This window comes from uncultured Streptococcus sp. (assembly GCF_902463925.1).
Lineage (GTDB): Bacteria > Bacillota > Bacilli > Lactobacillales > Streptococcaceae > Streptococcus.
In genome coordinates, this window is sequence record NZ_CABQHE010000001.1 from 235,833 (window position 1) to 257,363 (window position 21,531).

27 protein-coding genes and 1 pseudogene are annotated in these 21,531 nt (G+C 40.4%); 15 read left to right on the plus strand and 13 right to left on the minus strand.

Annotated elements, in window-relative coordinates; all coding sequences use genetic code 11:
- Position 1: 1 nt before the first annotated feature.
- A complete protein-coding gene (locus tag RDY04_RS00990) occupies positions 2–133 on the minus strand; it encodes an SPJ_0845 family protein (RefSeq protein WP_002885949.1) in 132 nt (43 codons plus the stop codon).
- Positions 134–411: 278 nt separating this feature from the next.
- Here RDY04_RS00990 and RDY04_RS00995 point away from each other — a divergent pair, with 278 nt between their 5' ends.
- The 7 genes from RDY04_RS00995 (at position 412) to RDY04_RS01025 (ending at position 6,120) form a co-directional block, all read left to right on the plus strand.
- Entirely contained in the window at positions 412–2,544 is a 2,133-nt protein-coding gene (locus RDY04_RS00995) for a Tex family protein (RefSeq protein WP_303952878.1), read from the plus strand.
- Positions 2,531–2,971, plus strand: a complete 441-nt coding sequence (locus RDY04_RS01000; RefSeq protein ID WP_303952881.1) for a SprT family protein — start codon at positions 2,531–2,533, stop codon at positions 2,969–2,971. Before RDY04_RS00995 ends, RDY04_RS01000 begins: the two co-directional genes overlap by 14 nt.
- 65 nt (positions 2,972–3,036) lie before the next feature.
- Positions 3,037–3,300, plus strand: a complete 264-nt coding sequence (locus RDY04_RS01005; RefSeq protein WP_002885986.1) for a PspC domain-containing protein — start codon at positions 3,037–3,039, stop codon at positions 3,298–3,300.
- Between the two features lie 126 nt (positions 3,301–3,426).
- Positions 3,427–4,356, plus strand: coding sequence for an HPr(Ser) kinase/phosphatase (gene hprK, locus RDY04_RS01010; protein WP_303952884.1), 930 nt, complete (start codon positions 3,427–3,429; stop codon positions 4,354–4,356).
- Complete coding sequence (gene lgt, locus RDY04_RS01015; RefSeq protein WP_303952886.1) at positions 4,356–5,147, plus strand: prolipoprotein diacylglyceryl transferase; 792 nt, start codon at positions 4,356–4,358, stop codon at positions 5,145–5,147. Before hprK ends, lgt begins: the two co-directional genes overlap by 1 nt.
- 121 nt (positions 5,148–5,268) lie before the next feature.
- A complete protein-coding gene (locus tag RDY04_RS01020; protein WP_154864644.1) occupies positions 5,269–5,667 on the plus strand; it encodes a DUF948 domain-containing protein in 399 nt (132 codons plus the stop codon).
- Positions 5,668–5,679: 12 nt separating this feature from the next.
- Entirely contained in the window at positions 5,680–6,120 is a 441-nt protein-coding gene (locus RDY04_RS01025) for a YtxH domain-containing protein (RefSeq protein WP_303952892.1), read from the plus strand.
- A gap of 52 nt (positions 6,121–6,172) precedes the next feature.
- Here RDY04_RS01025 and RDY04_RS01030 read toward each other — a convergent pair whose 3' ends face one another.
- Entirely contained in the window at positions 6,173–6,469 is a 297-nt protein-coding gene (locus RDY04_RS01030) for a DUF3270 domain-containing protein (RefSeq protein ID WP_303952895.1), read from the minus strand.
- 239 nt (positions 6,470–6,708) lie between these two features.
- On the opposite strand from RDY04_RS01030, the gene RDY04_RS01035 reads away from it, so the two are divergent.
- From RDY04_RS01035 to RDY04_RS01045, 3 genes are all read left to right on the plus strand, one after another.
- Positions 6,709–7,638 carry a peptidase U32 family protein gene (locus RDY04_RS01035; protein ID WP_247914043.1) on the plus strand — a complete coding sequence of 310 codons (930 nt, stop codon included), beginning with the start codon at positions 6,709–6,711 and terminating at the stop codon, positions 7,636–7,638.
- A gap of 95 nt (positions 7,639–7,733) precedes the next feature.
- Complete coding sequence (locus RDY04_RS01040) at positions 7,734–9,020, plus strand: U32 family peptidase (protein WP_004182776.1); 1,287 nt, start codon at positions 7,734–7,736, stop codon at positions 9,018–9,020.
- Positions 9,020–9,337, plus strand: coding sequence for a CHY zinc finger protein (locus RDY04_RS01045; RefSeq protein ID WP_303952900.1), 318 nt, complete (start codon positions 9,020–9,022; stop codon positions 9,335–9,337). Before RDY04_RS01040 ends, RDY04_RS01045 begins: the two co-directional genes overlap by 1 nt.
- A gap of 45 nt (positions 9,338–9,382) precedes the next feature.
- On the opposite strand, the gene RDY04_RS01050 is transcribed toward RDY04_RS01045, so the two are convergent.
- Together RDY04_RS01050 and RDY04_RS01055 are read right to left on the minus strand one after the other, a co-directional pair.
- Positions 9,383–9,922, minus strand: coding sequence for a biotin transporter BioY (locus RDY04_RS01050; protein ID WP_303952903.1), 540 nt, complete (start codon positions 9,920–9,922; stop codon positions 9,383–9,385).
- A gap of 94 nt (positions 9,923–10,016) precedes the next feature.
- The gene (locus RDY04_RS01055; RefSeq protein ID WP_303952906.1) at positions 10,017–10,301 is read right to left on the minus strand and encodes a hypothetical protein; all 285 of its coding nucleotides are present in this window, start codon (positions 10,299–10,301) and stop codon (positions 10,017–10,019) included.
- A gap of 124 nt (positions 10,302–10,425) precedes the next feature.
- Between RDY04_RS01055 and RDY04_RS01060 the strand changes: the two genes are divergently transcribed.
- Complete coding sequence (locus tag RDY04_RS01060; RefSeq protein WP_002886106.1) at positions 10,426–10,638, plus strand: YdbC family protein; 213 nt, start codon at positions 10,426–10,428, stop codon at positions 10,636–10,638.
- A gap of 36 nt (positions 10,639–10,674) precedes the next feature.
- Here RDY04_RS01060 and RDY04_RS01065 read toward each other — a convergent pair whose 3' ends face one another.
- The 4 genes from RDY04_RS01065 to lysS form a co-directional block, all read right to left on the minus strand.
- A complete protein-coding gene (locus RDY04_RS01065) occupies positions 10,675–12,009 on the minus strand; it encodes an Nramp family divalent metal transporter (RefSeq protein ID WP_303952921.1) in 1,335 nt (444 codons plus the stop codon).
- Between the two features lie 447 nt (positions 12,010–12,456).
- Positions 12,457–12,582: a hypothetical protein gene (locus RDY04_RS01070; RefSeq protein ID WP_295495571.1), complete on the minus strand. Its 126-nt coding sequence runs from the start codon at positions 12,580–12,582 to the stop codon at positions 12,457–12,459.
- Positions 12,583–12,743: 161 nt separating this feature from the next.
- A complete protein-coding gene (locus tag RDY04_RS01075; RefSeq protein WP_303952926.1) occupies positions 12,744–13,001 on the minus strand; it encodes a hypothetical protein in 258 nt (85 codons plus the stop codon).
- Between the two features lie 52 nt (positions 13,002–13,053).
- Positions 13,054–14,544 carry a lysine--tRNA ligase gene (gene lysS, locus RDY04_RS01080; RefSeq protein WP_303952928.1) on the minus strand — a complete coding sequence of 497 codons (1,491 nt, stop codon included), beginning with the start codon at positions 14,542–14,544 and terminating at the stop codon, positions 13,054–13,056.
- Positions 14,545–14,770: 226 nt separating this feature from the next.
- Between lysS and RDY04_RS01085 the strand changes: the two genes are divergently transcribed.
- The 3 genes from RDY04_RS01085 (at position 14,771) to RDY04_RS01095 (ending at position 17,833) form a co-directional block, all read left to right on the plus strand.
- Positions 14,771–16,114 carry a LysM domain-containing protein gene (locus RDY04_RS01085; RefSeq protein WP_303952931.1) on the plus strand — a complete coding sequence of 448 codons (1,344 nt, stop codon included), beginning with the start codon at positions 14,771–14,773 and terminating at the stop codon, positions 16,112–16,114.
- 13 nt (positions 16,115–16,127) lie between these two features.
- The gene (locus tag RDY04_RS01090; protein ID WP_303952933.1) at positions 16,128–16,607 is read left to right on the plus strand and encodes a hypothetical protein; all 480 of its coding nucleotides are present in this window, start codon (positions 16,128–16,130) and stop codon (positions 16,605–16,607) included.
- Positions 16,608–16,930: 323 nt separating this feature from the next.
- Positions 16,931–17,833 carry an HAD family hydrolase gene (locus tag RDY04_RS01095; protein WP_303952935.1) on the plus strand — a complete coding sequence of 301 codons (903 nt, stop codon included), beginning with the start codon at positions 16,931–16,933 and terminating at the stop codon, positions 17,831–17,833.
- 38 nt (positions 17,834–17,871) lie between these two features.
- Here RDY04_RS01095 and RDY04_RS01100 read toward each other — a convergent pair.
- Positions 17,872–18,018 (minus strand): annotated as a pseudogene (locus RDY04_RS01100) (transposase); the annotation flags it as partial.
- 281 nt (positions 18,019–18,299) lie between these two features.
- On the opposite strand from RDY04_RS01100, the gene RDY04_RS01105 reads away from it, so the two are divergent.
- The gene (locus RDY04_RS01105) at positions 18,300–18,464 is read left to right on the plus strand and encodes a hypothetical protein (protein WP_303952938.1); all 165 of its coding nucleotides are present in this window, start codon (positions 18,300–18,302) and stop codon (positions 18,462–18,464) included.
- A 345-nt stretch (positions 18,465–18,809) separates the two neighbouring features.
- On the opposite strand, the gene RDY04_RS01110 is transcribed toward RDY04_RS01105, so the two are convergent.
- The 4 genes from RDY04_RS01110 to RDY04_RS01125 form a co-directional block, all read right to left on the minus strand.
- Positions 18,810–19,448, minus strand: a complete 639-nt coding sequence (locus RDY04_RS01110; RefSeq protein WP_295496973.1) for a histidine phosphatase family protein — start codon at positions 19,446–19,448, stop codon at positions 18,810–18,812.
- Between the two features lie 2 nt (positions 19,449–19,450).
- Entirely contained in the window at positions 19,451–19,924 is a 474-nt protein-coding gene (locus tag RDY04_RS01115; protein WP_303952942.1) for an aminoacyl-tRNA deacylase, read from the minus strand.
- Between the two features lie 114 nt (positions 19,925–20,038).
- Positions 20,039–20,941: a glycoside hydrolase family 25 protein gene (locus RDY04_RS01120; RefSeq protein ID WP_247918294.1), complete on the minus strand. Its 903-nt coding sequence runs from the start codon at positions 20,939–20,941 to the stop codon at positions 20,039–20,041.
- 191 nt (positions 20,942–21,132) lie between these two features.
- Positions 21,133–21,528, minus strand: coding sequence for a sodium transporter (locus RDY04_RS01125; RefSeq protein WP_302545620.1), 396 nt, complete (start codon positions 21,526–21,528; stop codon positions 21,133–21,135).
- Between the last annotated feature and the right edge of the window lie 3 nt (positions 21,529–21,531).

Consider the following 21,531-nt stretch of genomic DNA (forward strand, 5'->3'; position numbering starts at 1 on the left):
ATTATTTCTTCTTATCTTCTTGAAGACGTTTATCCTTCTTAGGATCAGTTCCCGCCTTTTCAAAATCAGGGATAGCCGCAAAAGATGCCATCATGCTTTCAAGTTCATTTGTTTTTTTCTGAATAACTGCCATAAAAAGCCTCCGAGTTAATTAAGATACTAAGGGCGTCATTTCTGACAGAAAATTAGGTCATCAGATGAAGAAGCACTGCTTCTAGGAAGATGCATCTATTTTCCGAAAGAAATAGCCCGAGTTCAGTTACATAAGATACTAAGGGCGTCATTTCTGTTAGAAATAGCCCCTAACAATAGGTTTACTTTTCTATTATACTACCTCTTGCTTAAAAATTCTCGCTTCAGCTACAAGGTTTTCTGCCCAAGCAAATCTCCTCTCATGGTATAATAGAGTTTATGGAAAATCAAAATTTAGAGACATTGGCTCAAGAATTGGGCCTAAAAAAACAACAAGTTGAAACTGTTTTGGAATTGACCGTAGAAGGTAATACTATTCCCTTCATTGCCCGTTACCGTAAGGAAAAAACCGGTAATCTGGATGAAATGCAAATCAAGGCCATCATTGATATGGACAAGTCCTTGACTGCTCTTCAGGACCGTAAGGAAACAGTTCTTAACAAGATTGAGGCTCAGGGAAAATTGACTGATCAACTCAAGGCAGCTATTGAAGCTGCTGAGAAGTTGGCAGATGTGGAAGAACTCTATCTTCCCTATAAGGAAAAACGCCGCACCAAAGCGACAGTTGCCCGTGAAGCAGGTCTTTTCCCCTTGGCTCGTCTTATCTTGCAAAATAGTCCAAATCTCAAGGCTGAAGCTGAAAAGCTGACATCTGAAGCCTTTCCAACAGCTGACAAGGCTCTTGCAGGTGCTGTGGATATTTTGGTTGAGGCCTTTTCTGAGGACAATAGCTTGCGCTCTTGGACCTACAACGAAATCTGGAACAACAGTGACATCACTTCAACCCTCAAGGATCAATCTTTGGATGAAAAAGAAACTTTCAAAATCTACTATGATTTTGAGGACAAGGTGTCTAAACTTCAAGGTTACCGTACATTAGCCCTTAACCGTGGGGAGAAACTAGGCGTTGTCAAAGTAGCCTTTAAGCACAATCTTGAGAAAATGCACCGTTTTTACAGTGCCCGTTTCAAACAAAAAAATGACTATATCGAGGAAGTCATCAACCAATCTCTCAAGAAGAAAATCATTCCAGCTATGGAGCGTCGTATCCGAAGCGAGTTGACTGAAGTAGCAGAAGATGGTGCGATTCAACTTTTCTCTCAAAACCTTCGAAGCCTTCTTCTAGTCTCACCACTTAAAGGTAAGATGGTTCTTGGGTTTGACCCAGCCTTTCGTACAGGGGCTAAGTTGGCCGTGGTTGATCAAACTGGTAAGCTCATTACAACGCAAGTTATCTATCCAGTGGCTCCAGCTAGTCAGGCCAAGATTGCCCAAGCTAAGAAAGACTTGGCTGACCTCATTAAAAAGCATGCCATTGAGATTATCGCTATCGGTAATGGAACAGCCAGTCGTGAAAGTGAAGCTTTTGTGGCAGAAGTTCTCAAGGATTTTCCAGAGACTTCATATGTCATTGTCAATGAGAGTGGTGCTTCTGTTTACTCTGCATCAGAGTTGGCCCGCCATGAGTTCCCAGACTTAACGGTCGAAAAACGCTCTGCCATTTCCATTGCCCGTCGTCTTCAAGACCCATTGGCTGAGTTGGTTAAGATTGATCCTAAATCAATCGGAGTAGGCCAATACCAGCATGATGTTAGCCAGAAGAAACTTTCTGAAAATCTTGACTTCGTCGTTGATACCGTGGTTAACCAGGTTGGTGTCAATGTCAATACGGCAAGTAGTACCCTCTTGTCACATGTCTCAGGTCTCAACAAGACTATCTCTGAAAATATCGTCGCCTACCGTGAGGAAAATGGTGAGATTGCATCACGTGCTGAAATCAAAAAGGTCCCACGACTTGGTGCCAAGGCCTTCGAACAAGCTGCAGGTTTCCTTCGTATTCCAAATGCTAAGAATATCTTGGATAATACAGGGGTTCACCCAGAGTCCTATCCAGCGGTAAAAGCCCTCTTCAAGCAGTTGGCTATTACAGACTTGGACGACTCTGCCAAAGCAAAATTGAAAGCTCTTAATCTTAAAGAAACAGCCGAAGGATTGGGACTTGGACAGGAAACCCTCAAAGATATCATTGCTGACCTTTTGAAACCAGGTCGTGACCTCCGTGATGATTTTGAAGCACCAGTACTTCGTCAAGATGTTCTTGAACTCAAAGATTTGTTAGTAGGACAAAAACTTGAAGGAACAGTCCGTAACGTTGTGGACTTTGGTGCCTTTGTTGATATCGGTGTCCATGAGGATGGTCTTATCCACATCTCTGAGATGAGTAAGAGCTTCGTTAATCATCCAAGTCAGGTCGTTTCTGTTGGGGATTTGGTTACCGTATGGGTATCAAAAGTTGATTTAGAGCATGAAAAACTCAATCTTTCCTTGGTGAATCCACGTGAATCTAACTGATTATGTTAAGACTGTTTCTATAGAAGATTTTGGCTGGAAATTTAAGCACCGAGCCTTATGGAACAAGCGTCTCCGGACCACTGGAGGGCGGTTCTTTCCCAAGGATGGACATTTAGATTTTAATCCCAAGCTCTATGAAGAACATGGTCTTGAAACCTTTCGAAAAATCGTCCGCCACGAACTCTGTCATTATCACCTTTACTTTCAAGGGAAGGGTTACAAGCATGCTGATAGAGATTTCAAGGACTTACTAGCTAAGGTCGATGGCCTGAGATACGCTCCAAAGATGCAAGGTCAGGAGGAGAACTACTACCTCTATCAGTGCCAATCCTGTGGTCGTATTTACCGTCGCAAACGCCGTGTCAATACACAGAAATTTGGCTGTGGTTTGTGCCGAGGCAAGCTCATTTTTCTAAATCAGTCCTAGGGCTGATTTTTTTAGTTTAAAAAAATCATATAATTAAATCAAAGAAATGATGGGAGAATTAGACCATGTCAAATCGTTTTTATAAGACACGAAAAAATAGACTTGTCGCCGGTGTTGTTGCAGGTTTGGCAGATAAATTTGGATGGGATCTAGCTTTAGCTCGTATCTTAGCTATCATTCTTATGGTTTCAACGCAGTTTGGAATCTTTCTATACTTGGTTTTAGCCTTTCTCCTTCCTTATAAGGAAGATATTTATCCTGAAATCAAACTCAAGGATGGACGTAAACGTAAAAACGCTGAACCTGTAGAAGACGAGTGGAACTGGTAAGCAAATTATAAGAGAAAAGATCTATGATTGCCCTTAGTGCTAGTCATAGGTCTTTTTTGCTTTGAGAACCGCATTGAAAACCTTTTTATGATACAATGAAACTAGTAAATAATCGGAGGAAATAACATGACTGTAACTGTTAAAATGTTGGTTGATAGGCTTAAACTCAAGGTTGTCTATGGGAATGAGGAGCTTTTGTCAAAAGCGATAACAACGGCTGATATCTCTCGTCCTGGTTTAGAAATGACGGGTTATTTTGACTATTATTCACCGGAACGACTTCAGTTGGTTGGGATGAAGGAGTGGTCCTACCTTAAAACCATGACTGATAATAACCGTTATTCTGTTTTTGCTAATATGTTTAAAGCGGAAACTCCAGCTGTTATCGTGGCGCGTGGTCTTGATATTCCGGAAGAGATGCTTCAAGCTGCTAAGGAAAATGGTGTAGCAGTTCTTCAAGGACGTAATGGTACATCATCACTTTCAGGTGACATGTCTTGGTATCTCAACTCTCAATTAGCTGAACGTACTAGTGTCCATGGTGTTTTAGTAGATATCTATGGGATGGGTGTTCTTATTCAAGGAGACTCTGGTATCGGTAAGAGTGAGACAGCGCTCGAGTTGGTGAAACGTGGCCACCGTCTAGTTGCTGATGACCGTGTAGATGTCTATGCTAAGGATGAGGAAACCCTCTGGGGGGAACCTGCAGAAATTCTTCTCCATCTTCTTGAAATCCGTGGGGTTGGTATCATTGACGTTATGAGCCTTTACGGAGCTAGTGCTGTCCGTAATTCATCTCAAGTTCAGTTGGGCATATATCTTGAGAATTTTGAAAATGGCAAGGTCTTCGACCGTCTTGGAAATAGCAATGAAGAGATTGAATTACAGGGCGTTAAGATTCCACGTATCCGCATTCCTGTGAAGACAGGACGTAACGTGTCAGTCGTTATCGAAGCTGCAGCAATGAACTATCGTGCTAAGCAAATGGGATTTGATGCAACCAAAACTTTTAATGACCGTTTGACTAACCTCATTAGTAAGAATGGTGAAGACTAATGTTAGCTACTATTGATCCAATTGCTCTAAGACTTGGTCCAATCAGTATTCATTGGTATGCCATCTGTATCGTATCTGGTCTTTTACTTGCAGTTTATCTGGCTCAACGTTGGGCTCCTGAAAAGGGAATCAATCCTGAGCATATCTTAGATTTTATTCTTTTAGCCTTTCCTATAGCTATTGTTGGTGCTAGGCTCTACTATGTGATTTTCCAGTGGTCTTATTACAGCCAAAATCCATCGGAAATTTTTGCGATTTGGAATGGTGGAATTGCCATCTATGGTGGCTTGATTGGTGGAGCAGCTGTCCTTTATTGGTTCGCCAAACGTCATGCTATTTCGGTTTTAGATTTTCTAGATATTGCGGCTCCTGGGGTCATGATAGCTCAGAGTATCGGTCGCTGGGGAAATTTTGTCAATCAAGAGGCTTATGGAAAAGCAGTTAGTCATCTGAATTATCTTCCAGAAATTATCCGTCAGCAGATGTTTATTGATGGAAGCTACCGTGTGCCTACCTTCCTTTATGAAAGTCTGTGGAATCTAGTTGGTTTTATCATTATTCTAGGACTACGACGTTTTAAGAAGGGATTGCGACAGGGAGATGTGACTTCATTTTACCTTATCTGGTATGGTCTTGGACGCTTTGTCATTGAAGGCATGCGTACGGATAGTCTCATGTTTGCTGGCTTGCGTGTCTCACAATGGGTCAGCATTATCATCATTATCCTTGGAGCTGTCCTCTTATATTTCCGCAAACAACGCCAAAAAGCAGATTATAAAATGAAAAGCTAGTCATACTATTCAGACTTTGTTATAATGAAATGAAAATTATAATAAAGGTCATAAGAAACAGGAGTCAAACACTCAGTTTCTTTGAATTAACCTTTTAAGCAGGTCAAAGGAGTCTTAAACTATGGCAGAAATTGCATTTCTTATTATCGCAATCGCACTTGCTGCGTTCCTAATTGCATTAATCCCAACTCTACTTCGCACACGTCATGTTGTCAAAGAAGTTGAAGAAACAGTTGCCGTTCTTCGTACAGATATTAACGTCACACTTCACCAAACAAATGAAATTTTGGCTAAGGCTAACGTCTTGGTTGAAGATGTTAATGAAAAAGTTCAAACGATTGATCCTCTCTTTGTGGCAGTAGCTGAACTTTCAGAAAGTGTTTCTGACTTGAATACCGAAGCTCGTTATCTCGGTGCTAAGGCAAGTGCAGCAGGAGTAAGTGTCGGTAAGGCAGGTTCAGCCTTTGCTATCGGCAAGGTTGCTTCAAAACTATTTGGTAAAAAAGACAAGAAAAAATAAGGAGGTCTTTTCATGAGTAAATTTCTAAACACCCTAATTATTGGTGCAGCTTCTGGAGCTGCAGCAGCTTATTTCTTCACAACTGAAAAAGGTAAAGCAGTTAAAGCACGTATTGATGAAGAAATCGCTTCATTCAAAGAAGATCCTAAAGCTTATCAAAATCAAGTGGTGGAAAAAGCTAGCGACTATAAAGAATTGGCAGTCGTTACTTTTCAAGATTATAAAACAAAATTTGAAAATGGCGACATCACTGCAGATGATTTGACAAAAGCTGTTCAAGAAAAAACAGCTCAAGTTGCTGACTTTGCAAAAGAGAGCTTTGAACTTATCAAAGAGAAAACAGCTCAAGTAACTTCTGAGCAAGCAGATGTTGAAGCAGAAACAAAAGCTATCGTTGATGATATCGTTATTGATATCAAAGATATCTCTGAAGAAGCAGCAGAAGCAAAATAAAAAAGAAAGTCCATGAGGCTTTTTTAGTACGAAAAAAACGTTGACCAAGCAGTCAACGTTTTTGTGCTTTATAATATTCGATTAGGATATAAATGCCTATCTGACCAATGATGCTAATGGTAATTGCCCAAAAGAAGGCCCAGAAGGAAGCCACCTGTGCTACCAAGAAAAGGAAGGCAACTAGGACTGTTGAAACACAGAAGCTTGAGATACGTCCAAAGAAAATCATATCTTGTAGTTTAATACTATTATTATTTAAACCTTGATAATCTTGATAATTCGTCGTTTGAGGACGCTCAGTCTCGAGATCTTCGATGTGATCAAATTGACGGTGTAAGTTGTCAGCCATGTCTGCCTCCTTTCTATATAAAATACCTAAACCACTTTTCCATGTAGGTTAAAATATTTAGTCAGTATTTCACTATTTAGAATCTCATTAATAATACCATAAAAAAATTGGACTTGCAAAGTTTTTTTTGATTTTTGTGAAAATCATAGTATTCAAAAACTAATTTAAAATATTAAGATACAGAACTTTAAACCTAAAAATTCTAAAATAATCAGGTCATTTGTGCTATAATGTAAGTTATGGAAAAAATAGTGATTACAGCGACTGCTGAGAGCTACGAGCAGGCACGTGAGCTCCTAGAACTTGGCGTAGATCGTATTTACATCGGCGAAAAAGCTTTTGGCCTTCGTTTGCCTAAGCCTTTTTCATTCGCAGAGATGCGAAAGATTGCAGAGCTGGTACATGAGTCTGGCAAGGAATTGACTGTTGCCGTTAACGCTCTCATGCACCAAGGTATGATGGATGCTCTTCCAGACTACCTTGATTTTCTTGAAGAAATCAAGGCAGATTATATCACGGTTGGTGATGCAGGAGTTTTCTACATCTGTAACCGTGACAAACGTCCCTTCAAAATGATTTATGATGCTTCAACCATGGTAACCTCTAGCCGTCAGATTAATTTCTGGGGCAAACAAGCTGGAGCTTCTGAAGCTGTCTTGGCTCGTGAAATTCCATCTGCGGAACTTTTCGTCATGGCTGAAAATCTTCAAATTCCAGCTGAAGTTTTGGTTTATGGTGCAAGTATCATTCATCACTCAAAACGTCCACTTCTTCAAAATTACTACAACTTTATCAAAACGGATGAAGCTGTTACCAAAGAACGTGACCTCTTCCTTTCTGAGCCTGGTGACCCAGAATCTCACTACTCAGTTTATGAGGATATGCACGGGACACATATCTTTGCCAACAATGACTTGGATATGATGACTAAACTTTCAGAACTCGTTGAACATGGTTTTGACCACTGGAAGTTGGACGGTGTTTATTGTCCAGGTGAAAACTTTGTAAAAATTACTGAGTATTTTGTGAAGGCTCGTGACCTCATCGAGGCTGGCGAATTTTCACAAGACCAGGCCTTCCTCTTTGATGAGGCTATTCACAAATTACACCCAGCCAACCGTGGTTTGGATACAGGTTTCTATGATTATGAACCTGACCGTGTAAAATAAACATACTTTCTCCTTCGTTTGAGAGTTTTCCATTTTCAGGGAACGAAGGAGCCTTATAAAAACTAAAATCGACAATCTTGCAAATTGGAGAAATTATGACTACAACTAAAAAACGCCCAGAGGTTTTGGTACCTGCTGGGACTTTGGAAAAATTGAAAGTCGCTGTAAATTACGGCGCGGATGCTGTTTTCGTTGGTGGACAAGCCTATGGTTTGCGTAGCCGTGCCGGAAACTTCACCATGGATGAACTTCGAGAAGGTATCGAATACGCTCACGCTCGTGGTGTTGATGTTCACGTTGCTTCAAACATGGTTACCCATGAAGGAAATGAAAAAGGTGCTGGTGAGTGGTTCCGTGAATTGCGTGATATGGGGCTCGATGCCGTTATCGTATCTGACCCAGCCTTGATTGAAATCTGTTCAACCTACGCTCCAGGGCTTAACATCCACTTGTCAACGCAAGCATCTGCGACAAATGTTGAAACCTTCCATTTTTGGAAACAGTATGGTTTGACCCGTGTTGTTTTGGCACGTGAGGTAACTATGGAAGAATTGGCTGAAATCCGTAAACGTACGGATCTTGAAATTGAGGCCTTTGTCCATGGTGCTATGTGTATCTCATACTCAGGTCGCTGTACCCTTTCTAACCATATGTCAGACCGTGATGCCAACCGTGGTGGTTGTTCACAGTCTTGTCGTTGGAAATATGATCTTTACGACATGCCATTCGGCCAAGAGCGAAAGAGTATCCACGGTGAAGTTCCTGAAGAGTACTCAATGTCAGCCGTTGACATGTGTATGATTGAAAATATCCCAGACCTTATCGATAATGGCGTTGATAGCCTTAAAATCGAAGGTCGTATGAAATCTGTCCATTATGTATCAACAGTTGCCAACTGTTACAAGGCGGCCTGTGACGCTTACATGGAAAGTGCAGAAGCCTTCTATGCCATCAAAGATGATTTGATTAATGAGCTCTGGAAAGTTGCCCAACGTGAATTGGCAACAGGTTTCTACTACAAGACACCAACAGAAAACGAACAACTCTTTGGAGCTCGTCGTAAGATTCCACAATATAAATTCGTTGGTGAAGTCGTAGACTTTGATCCAGCAACTATGACAGCTACAATCCGTCAACGTAACGTTATCCTCGAAGGTGACCATGTTGAATTCTACGGACCAGGCTTCCGTCATTTCGAGTGTGATATCAAAGACCTTCACGATGCCAATGGTAACAAGATTGACCGTGCACCGAACCCAATGGAACTTCTTACAATTACCGTGCCACAAGAAGTTAAGCCTGGTGACATGATTCGTTCAACTAAAGAAGGTTTGATTAACCTCTACCAAAAAGACGGTTCAAGCAAGACTGTTCGTGCCTGATGACAAGACAAATCAATGGGTTCCTGGTAGATGACCAAAGTAGATGTCAGCACTACCATTCCCCACTAGATATTGTTGCATTAAAATGCTTCGAGTGCCAGAAGTATTATGCCTGTTATCAGTGTCATGATCGCTTGGAGGATCATAGCTATCGAGCTTATCCTTGCCAGTTGAAGCAGGACAAGGTCCTTATCTGTGGCGTTTGTCAGCATGAGATGACTATTGAGGAGTATCAAGAGGCAGTAGCCTGTCCCAGTTGTCACAGTGCCTTCAACCCAGCTTGTTCAAAGCACTATGATATTTATTTTGAAAAATAAAAAGATTGAAGATTCTGTTCACACGAACAAAGTCTTCAATCTTTTTTAGTTAAAGTAACTATGATTTTTAAGAGCTTTTAAGACCGGCTTAGTCACCAAAGCGACGATGAGACCTTTTAAGAGGTCAGGAATAATAAAGGGTGTCAAGCCAACAGCTACAGCTGCAGACCAGCCCATCTTTCCGAGAAAGTGCAGGCTGAGGATACCACCGACAAAAACAAGTGCATCCCCTAAAACAAAAGCCAAAAAGTTTTTCCAAATAGGAGTTTTAGCATGAGTCAGTGCAGATGTGACAAGAGCAAAAAATGGGTAGGCAAGCAGATAGCCAGCTGAGGGACCAAAGAAGGCTTGAAGCCCACCGCCACCTCCTGCGAAAACGGGTAAACCAATAGCGCCGAGGATAAGATAAAGGATAGCAGAGAGAGTAGCTTCTCTCGGTTTAAAAACAGCAGCCACAAGTCCAACAGCAAAAGTTTGCAGAGTAATGGGAACTGCACCAATTGGAATAACAATTTGAGCCAGTGCGGCAATGATAGCAGCACCAAAGGCAGGGAGTATGAGTGACAGTGTACGATTTTGTGTCATTTTTAGTTAACCTCTCGCGAATAATAGTTAACTTATTATAGCAAGTGTTTTCGAAATAGTCAACCTGATAATAAAATGAGGTTGACTGATAAACTTAACCTCCTTGTGATATGATTTTTAGACGTTTGATTTCTTTAAGTTCAATCATGCTGATGATCTTATCTTGCTCGATAAAGATGGCTTGTCGCTCCCTGTCATAACGGTTGATGTAGCCCTTATAGGTTTTCTGATTGGATGTTAGCATGACCATTTGATTATGATCAATAGCATGATAGATATCGTTAATAAGTTGATTCTGCATTAGGTGGACAGATTTGCTGTGACCTGTTTCCACAAACTGATGAAGCTGATGCTTTACCGCTTCTAAAAAGTTTATCATGGTCATTTCCCTCGTTTCTTGATAAAATAATTATAGCATGAAAGGTGAATTTTTGTGGATAACTTCTTTCTAAAACACACAATTTTCACAGAAAAAAACGAATAAAACTAGTGGAGGTAAGCAAATGGCAGAATTTTCATTTGAAATTGAAGAAAAACTCTTGGTCTTGTCTGAAAATGACAAGGGTTGGACTAAAGAACTCAATCGTGTGAGCTTTAATGGCGCACCGGCTAAGTATGACATCCGTACATGGAGTCCAGACCACACCAAGATGGGCAAGGGGATTACCCTCAGCAATGAAGAATTCCAAGTTCTCGTTGACGCCTTCAAAAACTAAAACAAGGTCAGCATGGCGCTGGCCTTATTTTTTTGTTTAAAACGTATCAAAGATAAGTTTGAGATTGAGAATGGTTAGGACAATAGCGATGGCATAACCGAGGAAGGTATTCCACTTGGCATTGACGTGTTTTCCCATGAGTGATTTTTTAGAAGTATAGTAAATCAAAGGGAAGATAGAGAATGGCAAGGCAATTGAGAGGAATACTTGTGAATAAACCAAGAGTTGATCCAGTGTCTTTTCTTGATCGCCGTAGAGAATAGCTACAATGATAACAGGTAGCAAGGCGAAGAGACGTGTGAACAAACGAATCACCCACTGTGGTAACCTCATGTGGAGAAAACCTTCCATGACAATCTGACCAGTTAAGGTACCAGTAATGGTAGAGTTTTGCCCACTAGCCAAGAGTGCCAAGGCAAAGAGAGTTGAAAGTGTTGAACTAGCTACCGCACCAGCAATCTTAGAGTCCTGAAGGGCATTGTACATTTGTGAGAAGGCTGAAATATCGGAAGCGTGACCAAAGAAGAGAGCTGCTCCCAAAATCAAGAGGAGCGAGTTAACCACAAAGGCTAGAGTCAACTGAATGTTGGAGTCCCAGGTCATGAAACGGACAGCCTTGGTCACGTCTTTTCCATCTGAATAGTCAACCTTACGAGTCTGTGACAAGGATGAGTGTAAGTAGAGGTTATGTGGCATAACGGTTGCCCCCACAATCCCAAGTGCCAAAGTCAACTGGTTGGTGTGCCCAGCAGCATGTGGCTCAAAGAGCGCTGGCGTAGGGAGATAACCCTCGAGGATTCCCGTAATACTAGGCTCGGACAAGGCCACTAGATAGACAAAGATAATCAAGATTGTCAAAATCAAGGTAGAAACAATCGCTTCGATTTTCTTGAAACCTAGCTTCATGATGAGTAGGAGTAGGAAGACGTCAAGGACTGTCACCAGAATAGCAACCATGATTGGAATACCAAAGAGCAGGTTAAGAGCGATGGCGGAACCAAGTACCTCAGCCAAATCTGTCGCCATTAAGGCAAGCTCCAGAATCACCCAAAGCGTGTATCGCAACCATTTGGGCGAGTGATAGGCAGTTGCTTGAGCTAGGTCCATTTGGGTCACAATCCCTAATTTCCCCGACATTTGTTGCAACTGCATGGCAATCAAAGAGGAAACTAAGATAATGAAAAGCAAACTGTACTTGTAGGTTGCACCACCAACAACACTGGTAATCCAGTTTCCTGGATCCATGTATCCAACGGCCACCAGTGCCCCAGGGCCTAAGAATGCCCTGAGATTTTGCCCAAAACGGTTATTATTTGGTGTATCAATTGATTGGTTCACTTCAGAAAGTGAAACCTTTTTTAAAGATGTCATAAACACCTCTTTCTAAGTCTTATCTGAATGGAAGCGTCACCATTACCACTCAGCCAGACAACCTAATTATAACACTATGAGAAAGATGTGCAAGGTTTTGCAAGTCGTTGGCTTGTCCTATATTGATGTCATAGAGACTTACCAGAATTGTCTTTTTGTACTAAGGATAAAAGTAGATTATGTAATGGATGAGGGAGACAAATCAACCAGACAATCTACCATCAAACTACATGTAGCACTTTAAAAATCCTGGATTGACAGGAGATTACATCGGTCTCTGGAAGTCTCTTTAGTACAAAGAAAACAAAGCACGGTTTATCTTTCTAAACAATACGATATCTATGCAGAAGTAGCTCTAGCTTGTTTATCAGCTTGAGTCGTAGCATCAAAAGCAATATTTTGGAAATAAGAAAATGCTTCTCTCGATTGAGGGAAGCGTTTTTCATATTATCTGATGAGAGTGCTATATTGACTGAACATCTCGTCAATGTCATCTTCAACCAAGTGATAGATTTTCCAGTCAAATTGAGTTCTAGCAACATCATCAACCAAGACTGTATAACAGAAATCCATATAATCTTCATAAAATTCAGAGATGAAGGGGAGGAGTGTGTCACTGATATCAGTTGAATAGAGTTTTTCATCAAGATGTTTAAAGAGATAGTCTGTACCTGTAATCGTTTCATTCTTTAGTTTTTGTGCATCCTCAAGGCTAAATCCATCACTTTGGGGATTCAGAAAATCATGTTTTGCAACCAGGCTACGAAGATACTGAGATGAAAAGCAGCTCCTTTACTAATCTCTAGCATATCTGATTGGCTTAGTTTTTCTGAAGGGATATCATTTTCTTCGCAATAGAATACCAGTGCATGATCGAAAAAATAATCTGCGCGGTCAATGGGAAAGTCTACTTGGCTTTCTTCTATTTTTGTATCAGCCTGTTCAAGCACACTTGATTTTTTCTTAAATAGGGACTGTAATTTTTTGAACATGTTTATATCTCATATAAAAATATCCCATTAGTCAAATAATGGGATATTTTTATTATTTCATCGTTGGGAACAACAAGACATCACGGATGGTTGTTGTGTCAGTGAGAAGCATGCAGAGGCGATCGATACCGATTCCGAGCCCACCTGTTGGTGGCATACCGTATTCTAGGGCTTCAACGTAGTCGTAGTCGATGCCTGTAGCTTCGTCATCACCGAGTTCTTTAGCAGCAGCTTGTGCTTTGAAACGTGACAATTGATCAATTGGGTCGTTCAATTCGGTGAAGGCATTTCCGTACTCTTTCGTCATGATGAAGAGTTCGAAACGGTCAGTGAAGCGTGGGTCTTCTGGGTTTTTCTTAGCGAGTGGTGACACAGCAACTGGGTGACCGTAGACGAATGTTGGTTGAATCAAGGCTTCTTCAACGAATTCTTCGAAGAAGGCGTTGATGATGTGACCAACTTCAGTGTAGTGTTTTTCAACTGGAACATTCTTTTCAGCAGCGATAGCTTTAGCTTCATCCAAAGTCATATCTTGCCAGAAGTCAACACCAGTGATTTCCTTGATAGCGTCAACCATGTGGATGCGTTTGAATGGTTCATTGATCTTGATTTCAGTTCCTTGGTAGTTGATAGGTCCGTCACCTTTAACAGCTTTAGCAGCGTGTTGGATGATACCTTCAGTCAAGTTCATGATATCGTGGAAGTCAGCGTAAGCTTGGTAAACTTCGATAGATGTGAACTCAGGGTTGTGAGTGGCATCCATACCTTCGTTACGGAAGATACGTCCGATTTCGTAAACGCGTTCCATACCACCAACGATGAGACGTTTGAGGTGGAGTTCAGTTGCGATACGAAGCACCATGTCAATGTTTTGTGCATTGTGGTGAGTGATGAAAGGTTTAGCAGCAGCACCACCAGCTTCATTGTGAAGAACAGGTGTTTCGACTTCAAGGAAACCTTGAGTATCGAGGTAGCGACGGATTTCTGAAATGATTTTTGAGCGTGTCACAAAGCGGTCAAAGCTATCACGGTTAGAAATCAAATCAAGGTAACGTTTACGGTAGATTGTTTCAACGTCTGAAAGTCCGTGGAATTTTTCAGGCAATGGACGAAGGGCTTTAGACAAGTGTGTGATGTGGGTAGCTTTAATAGAAAGTTCTCCCATATCTGTACGCATAACTTCACCTTCGACACCGAGGAAGTCACCAAGGTCAGCTTTCTTGAAGATGTCGTAGTTTTCTTCACCGACAGCATCTTTACGCACGTAGATTTGGATTTGACCATCGCGGTCTTGGATGTGGGCAAAGCCAACTTTACCTTTACCACGCTTAGTCATCAAACGACCTGCGATAGTAGCAGTTTCATTGATTTCGTGCAATTCCTCTTTTGTTTTGTCGGCGTATTTTTCTTTTAATTGACCAGATGTAGCTGTGCGTTCGAATCGCTTACCAAAAGGATCGATTCCTTGTTCAGCCAAGGCCGCCATTTTTTCACGACGGACAATCTGTTGATCGTTCAATTCTTCCATGTGTTGATTTGACATGTTAGTCCTCCATAAAATAGTCGTAATTATTGTATCATAAATCACCTTCTAAAGATAGGACAAATGATTAAATGTCAGATAAATAAAGGGAAAGACCTTTATTTTTAAGAAAAATAGCTAACTAGAATTAATGATTGATTAGGAAGTTATATAATTTATTGACAAATATAATAAAAAAGTGTATAATGACAAGGTAGGATTCGTATGAAATTAAGGAGAATATACAATGAAAAAGAAGAATTATGTTGGTAAAGCCGTGATGTTTGGCGCTTTACTAGCGCCTATTGGGTTGCCTACGGTATCTGTGTTAGCAGATAGCTTTTATCAAAATCAAACAAGTGCTCACGCTGCAGATATTACAAACTGGATTGCCAGCACACCGCAACAAATTACAAATAATTTGACAACTCAGAACATCAATCCACAACAGTTAGATGGTCAACAATATGTGATTCAATGGGGGGATACCTTGTGGGGAATCTCTCAAGCGACGGGAATCTCTATTGAAAAATTAGCCTACGATAACAATATTCAGAATATTGATCTTATCTTTGCTGGTGATGTCCTTATTTTAAAACGTGATGGTGATGTACCAGCAGGTTATCATGTGAATGGTAATGGTCACCGTTGTGCACATTCTAAGATTGTTATTAACAACTATTATGGCAATAATAACCGAGTGATTATCAATAATAGTACTTTTGTATCTGATGACCACTCTAAGAATACAATGATTTACGCTCCAGATAATTCGGATAACAGTATTTCATTCTCCAATAACAATAACAACAATAATAATAGTGATAAAGATAAAGATTCTAAAGAAAGCAAGGAGTCATCTTCTTCATCATCAGAATCTAAAGACGCTTCATCAAATTCAACAAGTTCTTCTGACTCTTCTGCATCAAACTCATCAAGCTCAAGAAGTTCTTCCAACTCTTCTGCATCAAGCTCAACAGCAAGCAGCAGTGAAAGTAAAGCAAGTACAGATACTTCTAAAGAAAAAGAATTGACTGAGGATGCTTTCCAAGACAAGGTTCAAGAAGAAGTTTCAAATATTTATCAAAAAAAACGCTCAGATAGACCTGCATGGAAATTCTTCTCACATGTAGATGATAAGAATGATCTGAATGCTGACGCTAAGAAGGACACTGAAAGAACAGTGCTTTACCGTCAAGGCGAAACTGCTAAAGATGAAGACATTGCTAATGGTCCTAAAGATGGTGCCAGAACTGAAGCCAATGCCAAAGCACTCGCTGAAAAGATTTACGACACCCTTAACAATGGTGGCAAAATGTCAGAGCTTATCAAGGCAAAATATGCCCAAATTAAGGTAACTTACAAGAGTGATAAGTGGGTCTTCAATGTTGATGTTTATAAAGAAAAAGAAAGTTCATCATCAAGCACTGGAACATCATCTGAATCAAAAGCTTCATCAAGTGATGATTCTCAAACAGAAACACGCATGAGTTCAAGCTCATCAAATGTTGAACGTTCATCATCAAGTTCTTCAAGTCATACTGAAACAGATTCAGGGGCAAATTCCTCTGACCTAACTGGTGACGAATAGAGAGAGGCCAAGCATGTCAAAGAAAAATATCATTATTAGTGTTGTACTTGCTTGCCTCTTGGTTACGGGAGCTGGTTTTAGTGTCTTCTATTACTGGGGGTCACACCATTTGGATAGTGTTGTACCTGGTAAGGTTTACCAATATTCAAGTTCTTTAAATGGTGAGGTCAATAATCGTGTCATGTATGTAGCTTTCCAAGAGGGTGGTAACAAGGCACTAGTGAGTCAGGACCGTACGACAGTGGTTAATGCCACTAAGAGCCAGGCTGATTTTGACAAAGCCTATAGTGACCAAACAGCTAAATGGGAATATAACGTGACAAAAACAACTTTGACTCTCGGTAAAAAAGAGGATGATCAATTGTCACAATGGCAGTACAACAAGGTCTTTGCTTATGGAGACCATTTCACATCAAAGGATTTCTATTACCAGATTGCCAAAGGTGGTCAGGGTGAAGTGAAACAAAAAATGACCTTTAAAGAAATTAAATAATCATCTGATGATAAAAAGATGCCTAAGGTTTGGAATGTCATGTTTCAAACCTTTTTTCTATCTGAAATACTGGAAATCACGAATAATATTTTCCTAATTTTGCTCAAAAATTGAAATAAGAGGGCAAAAACGGTATAATAAAATTGTTTGGGCAATTTCATGCTAGTCAAATAACAGATATGCATGACTGCTTATAGACAGTTGACTTAAAGCAACTTTTGCAAGACTTAGGCTTAGGGGCTGACTGCTTCATCAGTTTCGTTATCGGACCTTCTAGTTTTCTAAGTCTCTGGCAAGAGAATGATATAAGAAAGAACGGACAAATGATTACCTCTATTGTTTTTGACGTTGACGATACTATTTACGACCAACAGGCACCTTATCGTATTGCCATGGAAAAATGTTTCCCTGACTTTGATATAACCCATATGAATCAGGCCTACATTCGTTTCCGCCACTATTCTGACATCGGTTTTCCACGTGTAATGGCCGGTGAGTGGACAACCGAATATTTCCGCTTTTGGCGCTGTAAAGAAACACTTTTGGAGTTTGGCTACCATGAAATCGATGAAGAAACGGGGAACCATTTCCAAGAGGTTTACGAGCATGAGTTGGAAAACATTACTATGCTTGATGAAATGCGCATGACCCTTGATTTCCTCAAAGAAAAAAATGTTCGTATGGGAATTATTACCAATGGACCAACAGAGCATCAACTTAAGAAAGTCAAGAAGTTGGGATTATACGATTACGTGGATCCCAAACGTGTCATCGTCAGTCAGGCGACAGGATTCCAAAAGCCTGAAAAGGAAATCTTCAATCTTGCGGCTGAACAATTTGATATGAATCCATCGACGACTCTCTACGTCGGAGATTCATACGACAATGACGTTATGGGTGCCTTTAACGGCGGCTGGCATTCTATGTGGTTCAACCACCGTGGACGTAGCCTTAAACCAGGTACGAAACCAGTCTTTGACTTGGAAATCGATAGTTTTGAGCAACTCTTTGGAGCTGTGAAAGTCCTTTTCGATCTTCCCAATAATAAATATATCTTTGATATTAACGATAAAGAAAATCCAGTGCTTCAACTGGGTATTAACAATGGTCTTATGATGGCAGCTGAACGTCTTCTTGAGAGCAATATGAGTATTGACAAGGTGGTTATTCTCCTTCGTTTGGATGCTAATCAGGAAAAAATTCTTCGTATGAAATATGGAAGATAAATAAAGGCTCCTTGTCAACTGTAGTGGGTGACGAAAAGCTAACATCTTGAGAGGACCAGATAGGTCTTCTCTTTTTGAATGTTCAGAGTGATGAAAACACGTTTCTTAAAGTTGATAAAATTTCTAAAACCGAAGCCCAACCGTTTGATAGCTTTGATCAATTTATTAGTTGCTTCAAGCTTTGCTTGAATCTCGATGTGAGTGTCAGTTTCAAAAACGAGTGAAATAATGATATTTTGGTCTTTAATTCCGATTAATTCTGTGGTATTTTTAATAGGTCTCATAAGTTCTTCCTAATGATGGTTTCGTCGCTTTTCATTATAGTTCTTATGGGACTTTTTGTGTACACTTAAGAAGCTCTATAATCTTTACAGTGGTTTTACCTACTACAGAAATTATAGAGCCTAAATAAAACGGCCTCGTTAGGCCGTTTTATTGTATAGCATGTGAAAAAGGGAGAAGTGAAATGGTGGAAACATACAACTTAAAATATGATATTGAAGTACTAAGTACTGAGCGTGATGCTTTGACAAAAGAAGTAGAAGCGCTCAACGCCAAGCAAGATGATCTATTTGAGGGTGTTAGAGATGCGGAGCAGATGAAGCGTGTTGAGATTCCTATTATGCCTTAGCGGACCATCTTAATGCTGAAGAAAAGAGGGTTTGCTAATAACTATTGGGAACATGTTCATAGAATTGTCAAAATAGACGTGGAACTTATCTTAAGCCGAGGTCTTCGTTTTAAACGTTTGCTGTCTGAGTGACAGTATGATCCTATATCACAGGAACTAGATGTTTTTGAAAATAAACTAGAGGACTTGGCCCGAGACTTTGGTGTCGAATTAGATCGTTTGCCAGATGAACCGAGTCGGAAATAATGGAAGTGAAGCTCTTAAAGTAATAGATTTAAGGGCTTTTTGAGTGCTAAAAAGCGACCCTTGTTCAGGATCGCTTGTCTTATGAAGTCAGTCAATGATCTAGCTAATCTTGTTTTGTTCATCCATATAAGATGTATCATTCCAAGATTTAAGAGTGAAGTGCTCGAAATCATTGGTTTCGAGAATTGTGACAGAAGCATTGTCAAGACCTCCTGCCTTACGAAGAAGGCCAGGTTCAAAACCAAGGAGGGTACGGATAGAAGCTGTTAGGTTAGCTCCGTGACCGACGATGAGGACATTTTTAGCCTCACTATCTTTAAGTGTTTTGACAAATTCGGCTACACGTTTGGTTGTCTGGTAGACAGACTCAGCTTGGAAGTCATTAGCACGGAAGTTGGCTAGGTTATGACGGAAAGCATCCATTTCTTTTGGATAGATAGCCTGAACGAGTGAAATTTTTTGCCCTTCCAGTTTGCCAAGTTGCCATTCACGCAAAGTTTTAGTGTAGGTAACTTTAGCTTTAGGTTTTTGAGACTCCATGATGAGCTCTGTAGTTTTTTTAGCACGTGGTAAGTCACTTGAGAAGACCAAGTCAAAATGTGTGTCACTGAGATAGTGACCTAACTCACGTACTTGTTCGATAGATTCTTTAAGCAAAGGCGAGTCTCCCTTGGAACCTTGAAGGCGGCCTTCTAAGTTCCACTCAGTTTTACCGTGACGTACAAAATACAGTTTCATTATTACTCCTTAATATCAGCAAATTCAGCATTAACAAAATCAGCAAGTTTTTGACTATTGATACGGATAGAACGCCCAATTTCCCCCGCTGAGACAATAAGGAAGCCAGCTTCTTGGGCAGACTGATCGATATAAATGGGAAAATTGTGTTTTTGACGAATTCCCACTGGGTTGTTAGCCCCGTGAACATAGCCAGTTGTTTTTTGGAGATCCTTTTGTGGAATCATTTGAACCTTCTTGTTCCCTGAAATTTTAGCCAATTTCTTTTCAGACAGGTGCTCGGTGATAGGGACGATACCGATGACTGGTCCTGTCTTATCTCCCTTAAGAGCGAGGGTTTTATAAATGCTCTCACTCGCTACATCTTTTGGAAGCTCTCCTTCTAAACCGTTGAAGGATAAGCTATCATGGTCTATTTTAGCCTTATCAAGAATTTGGTCGACCAAGGTCTTCTTGACTTTGCTTTTCTTAGCCATTATGATATCTCCTTTTCGAAGTTTTAAATTTCTACTTTCCATTATAACACATTCGTCCAAACACGCCTAAGTCAATTTGGGCAAGAATAAAACCAGTGTCTGAAACACTGGTTTTTACTCACTACTTGATGAATTTGTCGAAGTAGTCTTCTTATTTTTAGTAGTTTTTTTCTTAATCTTTCCAAAAAGTTTTTCAAAGGTTTTACGTTTGTTTTTCTCAGGATTGATTTGATTAAGATCTAGGATATTGTCGAAACCAGGGAGGCTTCCTTGTGACGTATACTGGTGAAGGTCATAGTCGATTTCAGTATTTGGCAAAGCCTCATAGTAGCCCGAGTCGGCACCATAGGCTGGAATCCAAACGGCATCGAAGTTTTTGGTTGAAACTTCTTGCTCAAGCATGAAATAGGCACCAATATAGAGGCCAATCTTCTCAGCTCCCAGACGTTTGAGTTCAGCACGAAAGGCTTGGACACCTTCCTCCATGTTAGACATGGTTTCCTCTTCAACGTCAATCCAGTAATAGGTAGGTTTGTATGGAGAAGCATTTTTGTAGAAAATACGAGCTTCTTCCTTCATCTCTTTGACAGAAGTACCTTGGGCGTAGGAATAGACGGCAACTGGAACGTCACGTTTTTTGAGTTCTTTGATATGTGTTTTAAAAGATTTGTCAACCCCATTTGAGCTGGCGGCATTGCTATCCTTACTAATCTGTGATCCACCGAAGACGCGGATAATAGCACCAGAAATATGATTTGACAAGACATCGTAATCGATATCCTGAGGAAGTTGCCAACCCGAAAGGTCAATAATGGGATTAAGTATCAGCTCCTCATCGGAACTGTCAGATGTACTACTGATTGTTGCTTTTGGTGTAGTAGCAGAAGGAATAGCGGATTTCACGTTCTCGAGATGCGCCTGCTGTTTAGACGTATTGTGAATGTTTGCAATAACTAATGCTAATCCTAAAAGAGCTAGAACCACGTAAACAACGATCGGTTTAATTCTTTTTCTCATTACTCCCATTCTACCTTAAATAGCGCAAAATTGCAAAATAGAGTGTTTGTAAATTCTGTGAGAGATATTAAAGTGACTGATGTTAAAAAGCTTTTGTAGTGCTAACTTAGGCATGTTTTATGAATAGGGGTGCTTTGATCTAGTCTGGAATTAAGTGAATTTTTCATTTATCATTTATTAAATAATGATTCCTAGTCTAGATTGTCGGCTTCTTCCTTGAAACTAGCACCACTAGTGGTATCAGACCAGGCGACAAGAGCTTGAGCAGAGTTATCCAGATAGGTCTTGAGAGGTTGCTTCAAATCATAAATAGTTTCCCAAAATCCTAGGACCTTTCCTTCATTATCGATAGCGGCTTGGTAGGTCTGGATGAGGATTTGATCAAAACTGTCAGTTGGAATCTGATAACTTCTTTCTTTGGTAGGAGACGCTAGAACTTCAGACATGATCCAATCAGGCAGATTTTCAGGCTCACGGGGGAAGAAACTACCGTCAGCGCCATCGTTGTCGTAGAGAAAGTTTCCTTGGGCATCATAGGCTGCTAATTTATAGGGCAGGTGATTCAGTAGTGTTTTTAAATCGTTCATACC